This is a genomic window from Acidobacteriota bacterium (assembly GCA_029861955.1).
Lineage (GTDB): Bacteria > Acidobacteriota > Polarisedimenticolia > Polarisedimenticolales > Polarisedimenticolaceae > JAOTYK01.
The window spans coordinates 1-18,334 of sequence record JAOTYK010000009.1; the positions used below are offsets into that span (position 1 = coordinate 1).

14 protein-coding genes are annotated in these 18,334 nt (G+C 61.8%); 8 read left to right on the plus strand and 6 right to left on the minus strand.

Translation table 11 applies throughout. The annotated features are described in order from the left end of the window. Positions 1-1,185 (plus strand): M13 family metallopeptidase (locus OES25_05800; GenBank protein MDH3627154.1); only part of this gene is annotated, 1,185 nt, incomplete at its 5' end. Positions 1,186-1,226: 41 nt separating this feature from the next. Here the strand turns inward: OES25_05800 and OES25_05805 are convergent. Together OES25_05805 and OES25_05810 are read right to left on the minus strand one after the other, a co-directional pair. After that, entirely contained in the window at positions 1,227-3,080 is a 1,854-nt protein-coding gene (locus OES25_05805) for a CocE/NonD family hydrolase (protein MDH3627155.1), read from the minus strand. Between the two features lie 28 nt (positions 3,081-3,108). Then, positions 3,109-3,672 carry a hypothetical protein gene (locus OES25_05810; protein ID MDH3627156.1) on the minus strand — a complete coding sequence of 188 codons (564 nt, stop codon included), beginning with the start codon at positions 3,670-3,672 and terminating at the stop codon, positions 3,109-3,111. Positions 3,673-3,790: 118 nt separating this feature from the next. Between OES25_05810 and OES25_05815 the strand changes: the two genes are divergently transcribed. The 5 genes from OES25_05815 (at position 3,791) to OES25_05835 (ending at position 11,415) form a co-directional block, all read left to right on the plus strand. After that, on the plus strand, positions 3,791-5,773 hold the full coding sequence (locus OES25_05815; protein ID MDH3627157.1) for a trypsin-like peptidase domain-containing protein: 1,983 nt from the start codon (positions 3,791-3,793) through the stop codon (positions 5,771-5,773). Positions 5,774-5,864: 91 nt separating this feature from the next. Continuing rightward, positions 5,865-8,678, plus strand: a complete 2,814-nt coding sequence (locus OES25_05820; GenBank protein ID MDH3627158.1) for a prolyl oligopeptidase family serine peptidase — start codon at positions 5,865-5,867, stop codon at positions 8,676-8,678. Positions 8,679-8,681: 3 nt separating this feature from the next. Next, on the plus strand, positions 8,682-9,281 hold the full coding sequence (locus OES25_05825; GenBank protein MDH3627159.1) for a protein-S-isoprenylcysteine O-methyltransferase: 600 nt from the start codon (positions 8,682-8,684) through the stop codon (positions 9,279-9,281). An 8-nt stretch (positions 9,282-9,289) separates the two neighbouring features. Continuing rightward, a complete protein-coding gene (locus OES25_05830; GenBank protein MDH3627160.1) occupies positions 9,290-9,589 on the plus strand; it encodes a DUF4212 domain-containing protein in 300 nt (99 codons plus the stop codon). Beyond that, entirely contained in the window at positions 9,586-11,415 is a 1,830-nt protein-coding gene (locus tag OES25_05835; GenBank protein ID MDH3627161.1) for a cation acetate symporter, read from the plus strand. The genes OES25_05830 and OES25_05835 overlap by 4 nt, the downstream gene beginning before the upstream one ends. Here the strand turns inward: OES25_05835 and asnB are convergent. Then, positions 11,409-13,073, minus strand: a complete 1,665-nt coding sequence (asnB, locus tag OES25_05840) for an asparagine synthase B (protein MDH3627162.1) — start codon at positions 13,071-13,073, stop codon at positions 11,409-11,411. The two genes, OES25_05835 and asnB, sit on opposite strands and share 7 nt — an antisense overlap. A 91-nt stretch (positions 13,074-13,164) precedes the next feature. Here asnB and OES25_05845 point away from each other — a divergent pair, with 91 nt between their 5' ends. Both OES25_05845 and OES25_05850 read left to right on the plus strand, forming a co-directional pair. After that, complete coding sequence (locus tag OES25_05845; GenBank protein MDH3627163.1) at positions 13,165-13,575, plus strand: hypothetical protein; 411 nt, start codon at positions 13,165-13,167, stop codon at positions 13,573-13,575. A gap of 7 nt (positions 13,576-13,582) precedes the next feature. Next, complete coding sequence (locus OES25_05850; protein MDH3627164.1) at positions 13,583-15,301, plus strand: PQQ-like beta-propeller repeat protein; 1,719 nt, start codon at positions 13,583-13,585, stop codon at positions 15,299-15,301. Here OES25_05850 and pseC read toward each other — a convergent pair. From pseC to lhgO, 3 genes are read right to left on the minus strand one after another with little or no spacing between them, the layout of a single operon-like run. Next, positions 15,262-16,446 carry a UDP-4-amino-4,6-dideoxy-N-acetyl-beta-L-altrosamine transaminase gene (gene pseC, locus OES25_05855; protein MDH3627165.1) on the minus strand — a complete coding sequence of 395 codons (1,185 nt, stop codon included), beginning with the start codon at positions 16,444-16,446 and terminating at the stop codon, positions 15,262-15,264. The two genes, OES25_05850 and pseC, sit on opposite strands and share 40 nt — an antisense overlap. 1 nt (position 16,447) lies before the next feature. Continuing rightward, the gene (rfbC, locus tag OES25_05860) at positions 16,448-17,020 is read right to left on the minus strand and encodes a dTDP-4-dehydrorhamnose 3,5-epimerase (GenBank protein ID MDH3627166.1); all 573 of its coding nucleotides are present in this window, start codon (positions 17,018-17,020) and stop codon (positions 16,448-16,450) included. Positions 17,021-17,069: 49 nt separating this feature from the next. After that, a complete protein-coding gene (gene lhgO, locus OES25_05865) occupies positions 17,070-18,266 on the minus strand; it encodes an L-2-hydroxyglutarate oxidase (GenBank protein ID MDH3627167.1) in 1,197 nt (398 codons plus the stop codon). Positions 18,267-18,334: the final 68 nt, after the last annotated feature.

The following is an 18,334-nucleotide window of genomic DNA, read 5'->3' on the forward strand; positions in this document are numbered from 1 at the left end:
GCGCATCCGAAGTTCTTCGCGGAGATGAACCTGGCGCTTGAGGACACCTCCCTCGACATCTGGAAATCGTATCTGCGTTGGAACGTGATCAACGCGACCTCGCCCTATCTGTCCAGCGAGTTCGCCGAGGCCGACTTCGACTTCTACAGCAAGACCCTCAGCGGGACCGAAGAGATGCGTCCTCGCTGGAAGCGGGTCATCGACCAGACCAGCGGTAGCCTTGGTGAGGCGTTGGGCGAGGTCTACGTCGAGCGTGCGTTCCCGCCGGAGACCAAGGCCCGTGCCGACGCGATGATCGAGAATCTCCGTGCGGCCGTTCACGGTCGCATCTCGAATCTCGACTGGATGGGTGAAGAGACGCGCGAGAGCGCTCTAGCAAAGCTTGAAGGCTTCAACACCAAGATCGGTTACCCCGATGAGTGGCGAGACTACTCGTCCCTCGAGATCGGCACCGAGAGCTATCTGGCCAACATCCGTGCCGCCAATGCCTTCGAGCAGCGACGACAGCTGAACAAGATCGGCCAGCCCATCGATCGCAACGAGTGGGGCATGGCCCCGCAGACGATCAACGCCTACTACAACCCCGTGATGAACGAGATCGTCTTCCCCGCCGCCATCATGCAGCCGCCGTTCTTCGACGGAACGATCGACGACGCGATCAACTACGGGGCGATGGGTGGTGTGATCGGTCACGAATTCATGCACGGCTTTGACGATCAGGGCAGCCGCTTCGACGTCAACGGCAACATGCAGAACTGGTGGAGCGACGACGACCGCACGCGTTTCGAGGAGCGCACGGCCAAGTTGGTCGAGCAGTACGACGGATTCGTGGCGGTGGACGATCTTCACGTCAACGGGCAGTTGACCCTTGGTGAGAACATCGGCGACCTGGCCGGAATCACGATGTCCTACTACGCACTGCAGAAGGCCCTCGAGACCGACAACCCCGGCGAGATCGATGGCTTCACGCCGGAGCAGCGCTTCTTCCTGTCGTGGGCGCGGGCCTGGCGACGTAACTATCGCGACGAGTCGATCAAGTTGCAGGTCAACAGCGATCCGCACTCGCCGTCGATGTTCCGTGCTAACGGTCCTCTGGCCAACATGCCGGAGTTTGCCGCGGCCTGGGGCTGCGAGCCCGGTGACCCGATGGTCCTCGGCGACGACATGCGAGCCGATATCTGGTAGATCGGATGGGGTCAGGTCAACCGGCCTGGCCCCACTTCGCGCTAGCGTCTGACCGGTAGCGTGATGGCCGAGGGATATTCGGCCGAATGATGAAGGGTGTTGTGAGCCTCGACACCCTCTTCCTCATCGACGTTGTTTCCGCCGGTGTTCAGATTCCGCATGTACTGCGGAAACTTGCTGGATGCCACTTCCACGCGGATGCGATGACCCTTCTTGAATTCGTAGCTGGTGGACATCGCCGTCGGTGTCAATAAATAAATCTGTCCCCTTTTCATCATCTCGGGGTTTTTGTAGCCGTTGCGGTAGCGAGTGCGGAGGATCGTGTCGTCGATGTTGTAGGCGGTTCCGTCGGGGTGGACGTCGACGAGTTTGACGGTGAAGTCGGTGTCCTTGACGTCGGACGAGACGAACAGCCTGGTGCGGACAAAGCCGGTGACATCCAGGGACTCGTCCAGAGGTGAGGATGTGTAGACCAGCACATCGGCACGGGCCTCGATGCCGCGCTGGTCAAAGCTGCCGCCATCCGAGGCCCCACCGTTACAACAGACCCCGCCACCGAGAGATGGGACGGGGTTCATCGGGTCGTAGGTGAAGCTGTCGGACTGAGCACCTGTCGCTTGCTCGGTCGATAACGCCCCGTCACCGAACAGACTGTTGGCCGCTCCGTCGCTTTCCAGGTAGAACGTTACGGGCTTCACATCTTTCGGTGGCCACTGTTCGGCCGCACTCCACTCGTTGCGACCCATCGTGTAGAACTGGACTCGCGGTGTTTCCTTGCCGAAGCCGTTCTTCTCGCCCTTCACGTAGTGATCGAGGAACGAGAACATCGTGTCGTAGTACGGAAACGTCGCGTCTCCGACGTTGAGTTCGCCGACGATCAGGTCCTCGTTTTCTGGGGTGCGATAGAACCCACAGTGAAGCGTCGGCGCGACGATCATGTACTGGCCGTCGCGAACGCTCTTGTCGTCGGCGTTCTTGCGAACATGGTTGAACAGCGCCAGGTTCGGTCCCTGACTGACGTCAAACCAGCTGTTGAACCAGAAAGCCGGGACTCCGAAACCCTCGTTGTCGTGGTACAGGCCGCCGTCGTACCAGCGAGGATCTTCCGGTTGACGGGTCAGGAGGTCGACAGCCGGACCGTCGTTGCCGCCCACACTCGAGAGCCACTCGGTCGCGGGAAGCGTCCGAAGCTGTTTCTTCCAATCGACCTCGGGCATCTTTGGGGCAAGGTCGTACATCTTCCGCAATCGTTGGAGTTGCGATTGGGTGAGATCGGCAGGGAACTGCGGCCGGATACCCTGCTGCACGTTGTAGAGCCAGACCATGAACAGCGTCTGATGGACGCCGCCCTTGTACCAGTTGCCCTGCTCGTGAAACTCGCCGACGCGTCCGATCCCGGCACCGGCGGCCATCGGGATCATCGCCGCATGGGCCGGATGATCCTGCGCCGCCAGCCCCATCTGCCATTCCGCGGAGGACGAGCAGCCCCATGTCGCAACCTTGCCGGTGGACCACTCCTGCTCGGCGAGCCAGGTCAACGTGTCGTACCCGTCCTGTCGCGGTCGGCCGAGGATTTCCCACTCACCTTCCGAGTAATAGCGACCCCGCTCGTTCTGTATGACAAGTGCGTAGCCGTGATCGATGGCCTGCAGGGCCCACTGTAACTGGGGCCCCTGGATCTTGTTGAAGTTGTAGGGCGTCTTCACCAGGAGGGCGGGAAACGGTCCTTCCCCCTTCGGAAGATAGACATCCGTCGCAAGCTCGACGCCATCCCGCATCGGGACCATGATCATCGTCTCGGCTTCGGTGATGCTCTTGAAGCGGGTCTCGTCGTCGTCCGCCGTGACTGAGCCAACCGCAGCCAGGAACAGGCACAGGATTGTGAGGACACGCATGTTCTCTCCCTTCATTTTCCGGGTCATTTTATGGTGGCCCCGCGTCGCTCCCGACGCCAACAAATAAATCTGTCCCCTTTTTTGTGACTAGCGGTTCGAAGGAGAGGTAGCGCATGCCGACGAAGGCCAACAGCTGGCTCACCGCCAACACGGCGAAGTTGATCCATGGATCCTCGAAACTCGAGTTGGGATAAAACCCGTCGCTCCTGAATTTCATGAACTCGATGGGGATCCAATGCAGCGAGATGACACTGGTCAAAACGATTCTTGTCCACGGAGAGACAAAGTCGATCCGTCGACTCTCATCGACCGCGGCGCCGGGAAGGGTCGACATCGCAGCCCGATTCAACAATCGGAATAGAAAGTAGAACCCTGCGGCGATCACCGGTGTCGAGACCACCTTGAACAGCCGAACACTCCACGGGACATCCGGTCGGTACGCGATTGCGGCGAGTGGCGAGTCCAGTAACCAAAGAGTGACGGCGCTGCCGCGGGAGTAGGAGAGCATGCGAATGACGCCGATCATGCACAAAAGTGCCGCAATCACGACGGAAAACAGTGCCGAGAGATTCAGTCGCCTCGATCCGACCATTTCGCAGGCTAGCACGACCCTGAGATTTTTTTACTCTGTGGCCGGGTCGGTCAGCGTATATTCGTCCGGTCGACATCAGAGGAGGTCGGCGCTTTTTTGAACAACAGAGGGGCAATCGATGAAAGACAGATTGAAACTGATTTGCGCTCTGGCGGTCATCCTGACGCTGGGAGTTGGAATCACCGCCGCGCAGACACCCATCGGCATCGCTCGCGCCGACGACATTCGTGCGATTCAGACGGTTCAGCTGGTCTCGGCGCCGGCTGTCGACCTGCAGGTCGTCACCGCCGAGGACATCGACCGCGATCTGGCAGGCCTGGCACCTCGTTATGCCATCGCCAACGCCGTTTCGATCACTCCGGAGCGTGACGGCATCTGGGAAGACCTGGGTGACGGCACCCTGATCTGGCGTGTTCGCGCGGGTGCTCCCGGTGCAATTTCGATCAATCTGGGCTTCGGTCAATACGTTATGACCCCCAACGGATCCCTTCGCATTTACTCCGTCGATGGGCAGCATGTCCGTCGGCCGTTCACCGCCGTGGACAATGCGCTTCACGGTGAGCTGTGGACCCCGCTCCTGATCACCGACGAAATCGTCGTCGAGGTCGTTCTGCCTGCGGAGGAACGTGACAATCTGCGTCTGGAGCTGACCTCCGTCAACGTCGGTTACCGGGAGTTTGGTTCGGACAATCGCTCCGGGTCCTGCAACGTCGATGTGATCTGCCCCGACGGCGACGGCTGGCGTGGCGAGATTCCGTCGGTCGCCGCGATCTCCACCGGCGGCAGCCTGTTCTGTAGCGGCTTCATGGTCAACAACACCGCCCAGGACACGACGCCGTACTTCATGACGGCCTATCACTGTGGCATCTCCGCCGGCAACGCCGCCTCTCTCGTCACCTACTGGAACTACGAGACAGACAGCTGTGGCGGTGCGCGGAATGGCTCACTCAATCAGTTCCAAACCGGTTCGTTCTTCCGTTCCCGTTGGAGCACGTCGGACTTTGCGCTCGTCGAGATGGACAGCGACCCCGATCCGGCCTGGGGCGTCACCTTCGCCGGTTGGAATCGATCCGGAGCCGAAGCCACCACGGCGGTGGCGATCCATCATCCGTCGGTCGACGAAAAGGCGATCAGCTTCGAGTTTGACGCAACGACGACGACGTCCTATCTGGGCACCTCCGTCCCTGGTAACGGGACGCATGTGAGGGTCGCCGACTGGGACACCGGCACCACCGAGGGTGGGTCTTCCGGTTCACCGCTGTTCAACCAGAATCATCAGGTGATCGGCCAGCTGCATGGCGGCTATGCGGCGTGTGGCAACAACTCGGCTGACTGGTACGGAAAGTTCTCCGTCTCATGGAATGGCGGTGGGACGTCCAGTACCCGACTGAGCACCTGGCTCGATCCGGGTAACACCGGTGCCAACTCGGTCAACACCCTGGTCGTCGGCGGTTGCTCCAACAACGGCGATTGTGACGACGGCGCTTTCTGCAACGGCGCCGAGACCTGCGGCGGCGGCGGCAGCTGCCAGCCCGGTAACGATCCCTGTCCCGGCCAGGCCTGCAACGAGAGCAACGACAGCTGCGAGCCACTCGTCTGCAACAACGACGGCACCTGCGATGCCGGCGAAGATTGCAACAACTGTGGCGACGACTGTATCTCCGGAACTGGAGTCAGCTGTGGCGACGGCGTCTGTGAGACGGCGGCCGGTGAAGACTGCTTCTCCTGCCCGAGCGACTGCAATGGCAAGACCAATGGCAATCCGAACAACCGGTATTGTTGTGGCAATGGCACTCCGTGCACCGACAGTCGATGTAGTAACAACGGAAACATCTGCACCACGTCCGGTGGTGGAATGTCCTACTGTTGTGGCGACATGGCCTGCCAGGGTGACGAGAACAACTCCAACTGTTCCATCGACTGTGGCCCCCCGCCGGTCTGCGGCGACAATGTCTGTGATGTCGGCGCCGGCGAAGACTGCGCCTCCTGCGCGGCGGACTGCTGTGGAAGCTGCGATCCGGTCGGAACGTCCTGCATCGACGACTCGGATTGCTGCTCCAACAAGTGCAAGGGGCCGTCCGGTGGCAAGACCTGCAAATAGTCTGGGTTAAGCCAAGCTAGGTTACGATAAAGACGGGGGAGGCCCAGCCTCCCCCGTTTTTCTTTGGGCAGACGACTACGAGGACCGCACCATGATCCGCATCTGGACCCACCTGATCGCCTCTCTTGTCCTTGCGTTGATCACGTTCTTCCTCGCTCACACCTCCGCGATGGCCGGAACGGAGCCCTTGACCTTCACGGAGCTGATGAAGTTCAAGAAGATCGAGGGAGCGACACTCTCCCGCGACGGATCCTGGGTCGCCTACACCCTCAAACCCGATCGCGGCGACGGCGAGGCCGTCGCTCGCAAGGTTGACGACGAGACCGAGCACCGCGTCGCCGGCTGCTCCGCGCCACAGCTATCGGGCGACGCGCGCTGGATGGCCTGCACGGTACTCCCCAGCCAGGAAGAACGAGACACGGCCGCCGGCAAGAAGAAGGATGACGACAAACCGCGGAACGGCATGGCCCTGGTTTCGTTGGCAGACGGCACCGAGACACACATCGACGAGGTCGAGTCCTTCGCCTTCAGCGACGACGGTCGATGGATCGCCTGGAAGCTCTACAAGAGCCGCGATGAGGAAGACGAAGAACAAGAAGAAGAAGAGACAGAGAAATCAGACGAAGAGAAGGAAGACGACGATCGCCCGGTGGGAACCGGTCTGCTGCTTCGCGATCTCTCCGGCGACGGGACAATCGAGATCCCGTTCGTCACCGCGTTCTCGTTCGACGAACCCTCCCGACATCTGGCCTACACGACGGCCACGCCGGACGGCAAGGAGAACGGGATCCATGTCCGCCAGCTGGGACTCGATGCCACGCCCCATCGCGCGATCCACACGGGTGACAACGTGCGAATCTCCCATCCGATCTGGGCGGAAGATTCAAGCCTGCTTGGTTTCCTGGCGGCGGTGGACGACGAGGATCACGAGCCGGGTCCTGCGGATCTCTGGGTCTGGGATGGGGACGAACCCCGGCGAAGGGCCGCAAGCGAAGATGCTCCGGACGGCTGGCGGATCCCCTCGACCAACAAGCTGACCTGGAGTCGCGACGGTGAACGGTTGTTCTTCGGCTATGGAACTCGTAAACCGGAAGAGTCTGAGGACGAGTCCGAAGAGGACGACGATCCCTACGACCCTTACGACAACGAAGCGCTACTGGAAAAACGCAAGGTCGACGTCTGGCACTGGGACGATCCGTACATCATCCCGAATCAGAAGAAGCGCTGGGACAAGGAAGAGAAGGATCGCGTCTACCTCGCGGTGCTCCATCGTGGGTCGGGCAAGGTCGTCCGTCTTGCGGATCCAGATCATCCCAACGTCACCCCGGCGAATAATCCGCGAGCGGTGATCGGCCGGTCGTCCCTTCCCTATCGGAAGGAGGTCACCTGGAGTGGGTCGTATCAGGATCTGTTTCACATCGACCTGAATACAGGCCGACAGCGTCCGGTCGCACAGCATCTCTCGGACGGCGCGGTTCGACTCTCCCCCACCGGTCGGTTCATCGTCTTCTGGAACAAAGATCATTGGCATCTCTACGACGCCGAGACCGGCAGCACCCGCAACCTGACCGAGTCGTTGCCGGTTCCGTTTGCCGACGAGGACGACGACTATCCGGCACCGGATCCCGGGTATGGCGTGGCCGACTGGATCGAGGGGGATCGGGGCGTTCTGATCTACGACAAGTTCGATATCTGGCGTTTCTCCGTAGACGGTGAGGCGCCGGTCAACCTGACCGGTGGTCAGGGACGCAAAGAGAATCGCCGATTCCGTGTCGTCGACCTGGATCCCAAATTGGATCATCTGACCGCCGATGAACCGCTGCTGCTTCTCTCGTACCATCACGGTCGAAAGAATTTCGGCTTCTATCGAACACGCTCCGATCGTGCGGCCCTCAAGCGCCTGGTCGAGGAGGATGCGAAGTTTCGTTTCATCGGCAAGGCGGAAGAGGCCGATCGGCTGCTGTACACCCGCGAGACCTACAACGACTTCCCCGATCTGCGTGTGGCGACCCGGGAACTGAAGAAGTCAAAACGACTCTCGACGGCCAACCCACAGGTCGATCGATTCGCCTGGGGTCAGGCCGAGCTGGTTGAATGGAACAGTGGCGATGGGATTCCGTTGCAGGGTGTGTTGATCAAGCCCGGCAACTACGACCCGAAGAGACGTTACCCCGTGCTGGTCTACTTCTATCGCTTCTTCTCCCAACGCCTGCATGAATTCAACGATCCCGTCATCAACCACCGACCCAGTTTCCCGCTCTACGCCAGTAACGGCTATGCCGTGTTCTTACCGGATGTGCGTTTCGAGATCGGTCGGCCCGGGCTGTCGGCGGTCAAGGCCGTGGTCCCCGGTGTGCAGAAGCTGGTGGAGATGGGTGTCGCCGATCCCGACGCCATCGGCCTTCACGGCCATTCATGGAGCGGCTACCAGGCGGCGTACATGATCACGCAGACCGACGCGTTCGCGGCCACGGTTGCCGGCGCCCCGGTCTCCAACATGACCAGTGCCTACAGCGGCATCCGACTGGGCTCCGGGTTGGCTCGCCAGTTTCAGTACGAGCAGTCTCAGAGTCGCATCGGTGGAAGCATGGATGCGGAACTCCCCAAGTACCTCGAGAATTCTCCGGTGTTCCATGTGCGTCACATCAAGACCCCGCTCTTGATCCAGTTCGGTGACGTGGACGAGGCGGTGCCGTGGCAACAGGGCATCGAACTCTACCTGGCGATGCGTCGCCTGGAGAAGAACGTGATCTTCCTGCAGTACCGGGACGAACCCCATCACCTGAAGAAGTATCCCAACAAACTGGATTACTCGATCAAGATGAAGGAGTTCTTCGATCATCACCTGAAGGGCCAAGCGGCACCGCCGTGGATGACCGAGGGTGTTCCGTACCAGGGTGAGTAGGTTGTGAACCTCGTCGATCAGCCGTGGAACATCGTTTTCCTGGTGGGCTTCTTTCTGTACATGGGAATCCGTTATGTCTACCAGAAGCGGACCAGCACCGAGGAGAAGGTCCACCGGCAAGTTGACGGCGCAGAGAAGACGATCCTGCCGTTCGTCCTGATCGGCGGCCTGTTGATTCCGTTCCTCTATCTGCTGACGCCGCTTCTCGACCGGGCGAACTATCGTCTGCCTGACTATCTGCCCTATGTCGGCAGCGTGGTCATGTTGATCGCGTTGTGGTTGTTTTGGCGTTCCCACGCGGATCTCGGTGCCAATTGGTCCATAAGTCTCGAGCTTCGGAAGGGGCATCGTCTTGTCGATCACGGTGTCTATCGTCGGGTCCGGCACCCGATGTACGCGGCTATCTGGCTCTGGAACATCGCCCAGGTGCTTCTGCTACAGAACTGGCTCGCCGGCTGGTCGGCATTGGTGTCGTTCGCCGTTCTCTACGCCGTTCGGACCCCGCGGGAAGAACAAATGATGTGCGAGGCGTTCGGTGACGAATACCGAACGTACATGAAACGGACGGGACGGTTGTTTCCAAGGTTGGGCTCTCGTCTATAATCGCCACGATGAGCGTTAACCCACGGATCACGGAAGCGACGCGACGCTACTGGCGTAAGAACGTTCGGGTGATCGTGGTCTGTCTCCTGGTCTGGGCATTCGCCGGTCTCGGCTGCGGCGTCCTGTTCGCCGATGCGCTCAACCAGTTTCAGCTGGGTGGTTTTCCGCTGGGGTTCTGGTTTGCCCAGCAGGGCAGCATCCTGGTCTTCGTCCTGCTGATCCTGGCCTACGGGTTGATCCTCAACCGACTGGACGCCGAGCATCACCGAGAGCTGGAGCAGATCCGTCGCGAGGGCGACGACGTATGACGATCAAGCTCTGGACCGCCGTGTTTGTCGGCGTCACGTTCGTCATCTATCTGTCGATCGCCTGGCTCTGTCGTGTGCGAGACACCAGCGGGTTCTACGTCGCCGGTCGTGGTGTACCGGCGATGGCCAACGGCATGGCCACCGCCGCGGACTGGATGAGTGCCGCCTCGTTCATCTCGATGGCCGGACTTATTTCGGCCATGGGGTATGCCGGCGGCATGTACCTGATGGGGTGGACCGGAGGCTACGTGCTTCTGGCGTTGTTGCTGGCGCCTTACCTGCGGAAGTTCGGTCACTTCACTGTTCCCGACTTCGTCGGCGATCGCTACGAGTCCAACCGTGCCCGCCGGATCGCGGTGGGCTGTGCGGTGTTCATCAGTTTCACCTACGTCGCGGGGCAGATGCGGGGCGTGGGGATCGTCTTCTCGCGATTCCTCGAGGTGGACATCACCGTCGGCGTGATCATCGGGATGGCGATCGTCTTCACGTATGCCACGCTCGGTGGGATGAAGGGCATCACCTGGACCCAGGTCGTGCAGTACTGGGTCTTGATCTCGGCCTTCCTGATTCCCGCCATCGCCATCAGCTTCAAGCTGACCGGCAACCCGATCCCGCAGATCGGCATGGGTAGCGGTCTGGTCGACGGCGGCATGCCGCTCCTGGCCAAGCTGGATCAACTGCATGCCGACCTGGGGTTTGCGAGCTACACCGCGGCCTTCGGTGGCGGATGGAACAAGCTCAACGTCTTTTGTGTCACCGCGGCGCTGATGGTCGGTACCGCCGGACTGCCGCATGTGATCGTGCGGTTCTACACGGTCAAGACGGTGAAGGCGGCACGTTGGAGCGCCTTCTGGGCGTTGCTGTTCATCGCGCTGCTCTATCTGACGGCACCGGCGACGGCGGCCTTCGCACGTTATTACATGATCCAGAGCCTGCATGGGACGACGACGGCCGAGCTCCCGCAGTGGTTCCACAGCTGGGAGCAGACCGGGTTGATCGTCTGGCTGGACGATGGCGATGGTCGCGTCGCCTACCTGGGTCCTGCGGCAGACGGCGCTCAGAACGAGGTCTTCCGCAGCGGCAAGATCGGCGCCGTCGAGTTGGCGGATATTCGCGTGGAACATCAGAAGTGGCTTTCGACGTCCGGAGTTCAGGGCAGCGACGGGCGACGGTTGCTGACAGAGCGGGGGCTATCCGGGCCCGACCGGGACATCATCGTGCTGGCGACGCCGGAGATGGCGGCCCTCGCGGATTGGATCATCGCGCTCGTCGCCGCCGGTGGACTGGCCGCCGCGTTGTCCACGGCAAGCGGGTTGTTGTTGGTGATCTCGTCCAGTGTCGCTCACGACCTGTACTTCCGTGTGATCAACCCGAAGGCCAGCGAGGAGAAACAGCTTCGCGTCGGTCGTGTGGTGATCGGCTTCGCCGTCGTGATCGCGGGGCTGCTGGGAATCTTTCCGCCGGGCTTCGTCAGCCAGGTCGTGGCGTTCGCCTTCGGCCTCGCCGCGTCCAGCTTCTTCCCCGCCATCGTGCTGGGCATCTTTTCCAGACGAGTCGGCACGATCCCCGCGATGGTCGGCATGGTCAGCGGCATCGTCTTCACCGCGTCCTACATCATCGGCAGTGTCTACCTCGGCATGCCAAACTGGTGCTTCGGCATCAGCCCGCAGGGAATCGGGATCGTCGGCATGCTGATCAACTTCGCGGTGACGCTGATCCTGACGCCGTTGACGGCTCCGCCGTCCGCAGAGGTACAGGCCATGATCGACCGGATCCACGAGCCCGAGGGGGCCGGGCCGGCCGTGGCCATCGACGCGGGTCAGTAGGCGTCTCGATGGACTCCCTTGACGGCTCGACCTGACGGGTCGGCGTGGTCGCGGAACATCCGATCCCAACGTACTGCGGTCGGAGTACTACACGCGATACTCATGCCAAAGGGCACCGTGGCCACCGCCTGGTCCCCGGGGAAGTGGGACTCGAAGATCGAACGATAGAAGTAGCCTTCCTTGGTCGCCGGGGTATGGGTCGGGAAACGATAGGCCGCGCGGGCGAACTGTTCGTCGCTGACCTGCTGTTCCGCCGTCTCGCGGAGCGAATCGATCCACGAGTACCCCACGCCGTCGGAGAACTGCTCCTTCTGTCGCCAGAGGATCTCGTCGGGTAGATAGCTCTTGAACGACTCGCGAAGGATCTGTTTCTCGATCTTCTCTTCGCCACACATCTTTGCCTGGGCATCGAACCCCATGGCGACGTCGAGGAACTCGCGGTCGAGGAATGGGACCCGACCCTCGATCCCCCAGGCGGCGAGAGTCTTGTTGGCGCGGAGACAGTCGAACAGGTGCAGTTGATCCAGCTTGCGGATCGTCTCCTCATGAAACTCCTCGGCGTCCGGTGCCTTGTGGAAATAGAGATAGCCGCCGAAGATCTCGTCGGATCCCTCCCCCGTCAGGACCATCTTGATCCCCATCGCCTTGATGCGACGCGCCAGCAGGTACATCGGTGTCGATGCCCGCACGGTGGTGATGTCGAAGGTCTCGATCTGGTGGATCACATCGGAGATGGCGTCCAGCCCCTCCTGCACCGTGTAGACGAACTCATGGTGAAGGGTCCCGATCGCGTTGGCTGCGGCCCGGGCCGCCGGTAGATCGGAAGAACCTTCCAGCCCGATGGCGAACGAATGCAGCTGGGGCCACCAGGCCTCGCTACGACCGTCGTTCTCGATTCGGGTCTTGTAGAACCTGTGGGCTATCGCCGACAGCAACGAGGAATCGAGGCCACCGGAGAGCAATACGCCGTAGGGGACATCGCACATCAACTGCCGTTCGACCGCCGCCGTCAGGGCTTCACGGATCTTCGCCGGTTCTGCGGCGACACCCCGCACCGCGTCGTAGTCCCGCCATGCCGGCTCGTAGTAGCGAGTCATCTGACCGGTGTCGCTGTCCAGGTAGTGCCCCGGCGGGAACTCGCTGACGGTCTTGCAGACGTCGAGGATCGCTTTCATCTCCGACGCCACGAAGAAGTTTCCGTCGGCATCGTGACCCATGTAGAGCGGCATTACGCCGATGGGGTCTCGGGCGATGAAATATCGCTGCGTCTTCCGGTCGTAAAGCGCGAACGCGAAGATCCCGTTCAGCCGGTTGAGAAACGCCGGTCCGTGCTCTTGCCAGAGGGCCAGGATCACCTCGCAGTCGGAACGGGTCTGAAACTCGTAGGGCTGGGCCAGGTCGGCCGTAAGTTGCCGGTGGTTATAGATCTCACCGTTGACCGCCAGGATGCACCGGCCATCGGGACTCTTGAGCGGTTGCGCCCCGTGCTCGACATCGACGATCGCCAGCCGCTCGTGGGCCAGGATCGCGTGGTCGTCGGCGTAGATCCCGCTCCAGTCGGGGCCCCGATGACGTTGTCTTTTCGAGAGTTTCAGCGCCAGGGTCCGTAGCTGTCGCGGATCCTTGTGGATTTCGAAGATGCCGAGGATGGAGCACATGCCGACAGTCTAGCCGGTTTGTGCCTCGCCCCGAAGCCGGAACAATGCCATCATGATTCGGGAAAACGCCCGAGGGGCCAGGAGAGTCAAGATGAAACAGCGCGTTCGAGTGTCGTGGATGATCGGTCTTATCCTTTTGTTGGCGGTCGGTTGCGTGGCCGCCGTCACCGAGACCAAGCCGGAAAACGATGAGATCACGCTCCAGGGTGAGTTCGTCTGGGGGCGTGGCGAGGCGCAGCCGATCAAGGCGGTCTTCTCGCCCACCGGTGAGGATGCCTACGACGTCAGTTTCTACTTCCAGTTTCGCGGTCGGGACCATGTCTACACCGGGACCGCCACGGGAGAGATGGGCACCGGCAAGATGTCCGGCAATGTCCTCAATGACAGCAAGGTGCGCACGTTCACCTTCGAAGGACAGTTCGATGACGGGCAGTTCATCGGAGAACATGCCGAGACCACGGCGGGCAATGAGAACGACACCGGCAGCATCTGGTTGAAGTAGGATCCGCATGAACGACTCCAAGTCTCGCCTCCGGGTCTGGCCCGCGATCGTTATCCTCGTGCTGATGTGGGGCGTCCTGTTGGGGCTACCTCGCCTGGCGCTTGAGACGATGTTGCATTTCCAGGGGGTGCCCCTGACGCTTTTGGGCGGTACGGTCCTGTTCGGCGTCTGGTGGGTCTTCCTCTCTCGTGCATCGCGACGCTCCCGTTGGGGTGGCGCCGGGTTGTTCGTCGCGGGACTGATCGCGCTCTTCGCGCTGTCCCATGAGTCGATGCAGGTCGCGATCGTTCTCTACATCCTCCCACGGATCCTGACGGCGTTGACGTTGCTGGCATTGCTGATGAATGCCGTACCGAAGCTGCGAACGGTCCGCGTGGGCGTCGTCGTGATGCTCGCGATCATGGCGCTGCCGCTGATGCTCCGCACCGCGCCGCTGGATGGCGACATGCAGCCGGATTTTTCGTTTCGATGGTCCTCGACTCCTGTCGTGGCGACGATCGACACGCCTACAACACCGACAGAGACGGAACCGCTCATCGCGAGCGACGGCGACTGGACGGAGTTCCGTGGACCGCAGCGGGACAGTCAGGTCCACCAGAGGATCGTCGGGACGAATTGGAACGATGACCCACCCGTCGAGTTGTGGCGGACGCCGGTCGGAGAGGCCTGGTCGTCGATGACGATCGTCGGAGACTTCCTCTTCACCCAGGAGCAGCGTGGGGATCGAGAGCTGGTGACCGCCTACCGTGCGGCGACGGGTGAGCCGCTCTGGGCAGACGGGATTCAGTCCCGCTTCTTTGACCCCATCTCCGGCGCCGGCCCACGGGGGACCCCGACCTTTGCCGATGGCCGTCTCTTCTCGATCACGGGTCGCGGCACGGTCCTGGCCCATGACGCCAGTCGCGGGACCTTGCTCTGGTCTCACGATCTGATGGCCGAATACGACACACCGCTACCGGACTGGGGCTTCTCCGGATCGCCGGAGATCTACAACGACACCGTCATTGTCTGCGTGGGCCATCCCGACGGCGTGGGACTGGCCGCCTATGACGCGGCCACCGGCGACGAGCGTTGGACGACCGAGCCGCTCACCGACAGTTACAGTGCACCCCATCTGGTCACGCTCCACGACACACCGCAGGTCATCATCCTGCACGGCGACGGCGTCAACAGTCACGATCCCGTCAATGGATCGCTTCTCTGGCGTCATGACTGGCCGGTCCCCGGCACACGAATCGTGCAACCGGCCCTGGTTCCGGGCAACCGACTGCTGATCGGGACCAGCTTTGGCGAGGGAACGCGACTCCTGCAGATCGATTATGACGGCACAAGCTGGAGCACTGACGAACTCTGGACCTCCCGCGGCATGAAGCCCTATTACAACGACTTCGCCGTCTACGACGGGCATCTCTACGGTTTCGACACCAAGATCCTCTCAAGCATCGATCTTGCCGACGGATCCAGGGACTGGAAGCGGGGCCGCTACGGTCACGGGCAGCTCCTGATGCTGGCCGATCAGGGCGTCATGTTGGTGCTGTCGGAGCAAGGCGATCTGGCGTTGGTCGAGGCCAACCCCGACGAGTTCATCGAGCTGGCCCGGGTCGAGGTGCTGAGCGGCAAGACGTGGAACCACCCGGCGATCGTCGGCGATGTGCTCTACGTGCGTAACGACCGCGAGATGGCAGCCTATAGGCTGCCCCGCAACGCCTCGACCACCCGCCCCTGATCGTCGTCGGTCATCGTCGGAAACAACGGTAGCGACAGGCAACGATCGTAGGTGGCCTCGGCGTGGGGGAAGTCGCCCCTTCGGGCACCCAACAACTCTCGGTAGTAGGGGTGCAGATGGACCGGCATGTAATGCACCTGGGTGTGAATCCCCTGCTCTTTCAGCCGTTTGTAGACATGCAGACGGGTGGCTGGGCCCTCGAACAGTGCGACAAACAGATGCCATGCCGGTTGCAGACCGATCTCTTCCTCGACAAACGATACGCCGGGCAGCTGGGCTAACGCCGCCCGGTAATTGGCGACCAGCTCGCCGCGACGAGCCAACCAGCCGTCGAGTTTCATGAGCTGCCGGATGCCCAGGGCGCACTGCAAATCGGAGATGCGGTAATTGAAACCCAGCTCGTGCATCTCGTGATGCCACGGGCCGTCGGGCTCTAGACGGAACCGGTCCGGGTTCTTCGTCACCCCGTGATTGCGGAGCGAGCGGAGCCGCTCGGCACGAGCCGAATCGTTGGTGAGAATGGCCCCGCCTTCACCGGTGGTCAGATGCTTGACCGGATGGAAGCTGCAGGTGGTCATGGTCGAGTGACCGCCGTCACCGATGACACCGTAGGAACCGTCACGAAGCCTGAATCGACCTCCGATGCCATGACTGGCATCGTCGATGAAGAACAACCCGTACCGATCGGCCAGCCTCGACAACGCGTTCATCGGTAACGGCATGCCGGCGAAGTGAACTGCCGTGATGCCCCGGACATCCTTGCGACGCCCGGCATCGGCCAGCAGATCTTCCACCTGCTGGAGGTCGATGTTCTGGGTCATCGGATCCACGTCGACGAACAGCGGTGTGGCCTGGCAGTAACGGAGACAGTTGACGCCGGCCAGGAACGTCAAAGGCGATGTGATCACCCGGTCACCGGGCTGCAGGTCACAGGTCAACGACGCCAGGTGAAGTGCCGCCGTCCCGCTGGAGACCACCACCGCGTTGGCCGCACCGAAGTGACCACAGAGGGCGCCCTCGAACTCGGCGATCTTCGGTCCCTGGCTGAGCCAGTCGCCCTGCAGGACCTGGTCGACCGCCGCACGATCGTCGGCGTCAATCGTCTGGCGACCGTAAGAGAGCGGTCGATCGTTGCTCTCGTCCACACTAACCCTCGAAACGGAAGTGATCGGCCTCCGGAGACGCGAGCCAATGTGCCAGGGTCGGCGCCGTCTGATCGCGGCTTGAGAGGTGGGGCGTTGCCACCGGCCACTGGACGCCGATTTGGGGATCGTTCCACGCGATGCCGCCCTCGCCACGATGGTTGTACATCCCGGTGCACTTGTACTGGATATCCGCGTAGTCGCTGAGGGCACAGAAGCCACGGGCAAAACCGGCCGGGGCGTAGAGCTGAAGACGGTTCTCTTCGGAACACTCCAGGCCAAACCATTCCCCCAGCGTCGGCGATCCCTTGCGGATATCGACGGCGACAAGCCATGCACGACCCTGGGTCACACGCATGATCTTGGACATCGGTGGATCGAACTGGAAGTGCAGGCCGCGGATCACGTCCTTTGCGGAACGGGAGTGGTTGTCCTGGACGAACTGTGTGGGGAGACCCAGCGCCTCGAACTGATCGGCTCGGAAGATTTCGACGAAGAACCCGCGATCGTCCTCGACGATCTCGGGCTCGATAACCATGACACCGTTCAGATGTCGGGAGTGGACCTTCAGTTGCATCGAGACCCTCGCTTCACGACCTCTAGTGTTGGCGACACGGCCGTTTCGGTCAAGAGTCCAGAGCCATTCTCGCGAGGGTCTGTCCGATGGACAGGCTCGCCGTCGCCCCCGGGGAAGGCGCGTTGAGGACGTGAAGCATGTGGGGGGCCGACTCGATGACGAAGTCATCGTGGAGCTTGCCGTCGGGACCGACCGCCTGGGCCCGGACCCCTGCGCCATGACGGGTCAGCTGATCCGGCCGCAACGCCGGCACAAGTCGCTGAAGCGCCCGGACGAACGCCGCCTTGGAGAGAGAGCGGTGGACCTCGCCCATGCCGGTTTGCCAGTATCGTCCCGCCATCCGCCAGAATCCGCTGTAACTCAGCGCATCGGCAGTATCCGCCAGGGAGAGATCGCGCCAGCGATAGCCCTCGCGCTTGAAGGCCAGGACCGCATTGGGCCCGGCCTCCACGCCCCCAAGGATCATCCTGGTGAAGTGGACACCCAGGAACGGAAACCGTGGATCCGGAACCGGATAGATCAGGTTCTTCACCAGATGCTCCGCCTCGGGCGTCAGCTTGTAGTATTCGCCACGGAACGGAATGATCCGCACGCTCGTGCTGGAGCCGCACATCCGTGCGATCCGATCACACTGCAGCCCTGCGCAGTTGATCAGTCGACGTGCGTGGACGCTCTCGCCGTTCTCGCTCTCGATGACGAACCCATCGTCTCGTCGGGCGACCCCCGTGACCCGGGCGCCGGTCCGTAACTCGCCGCCACGCTCCTGCATCGCGCGGGCCATCGCCTTCGCGGCAGCGATGTAATCGATGATGCCGGTGGTGGGGACCCACAGACCGTCAATGCCAGCGACGTTGGGCTCGTACTCCAGCAGTTGATCGCCGGTCACGCGTCGCAGACCCTCCAGCCCGTTGGCCTGCCCCCGTCGCTCCAACTCGTCCAACCGGGGCCGCTCTTCCTCCGAGAGGGCGACGACGAGTTTGCCGCAGCGCTCGTGAGGAATCTCGTGGATGTCACAGAAGCGATAGATCGCGTCGCGACCGCGCGTGCAGTTGCTCGCCTTCAACGAACCGGGTCGATAGTAGAGACCCGAGTGGATCACTCCGCTGTTGTTTCCCGTCTGGTGACGAGCGACCTCGGTCTCCGCCTCCAGCACCACAACTCGGCGGTTTCCATCGCGGGTCAGCGCATGGGCGGTGGCCAGGCCGACGATTCCGCCGCCGACGATGGCGATCTCATATGGCTTCATCTGTCCCCTTACGGTTACGACCCACAAGATAATGCGTCGAGGGACCGGGGCCCACCCTACGACGACGA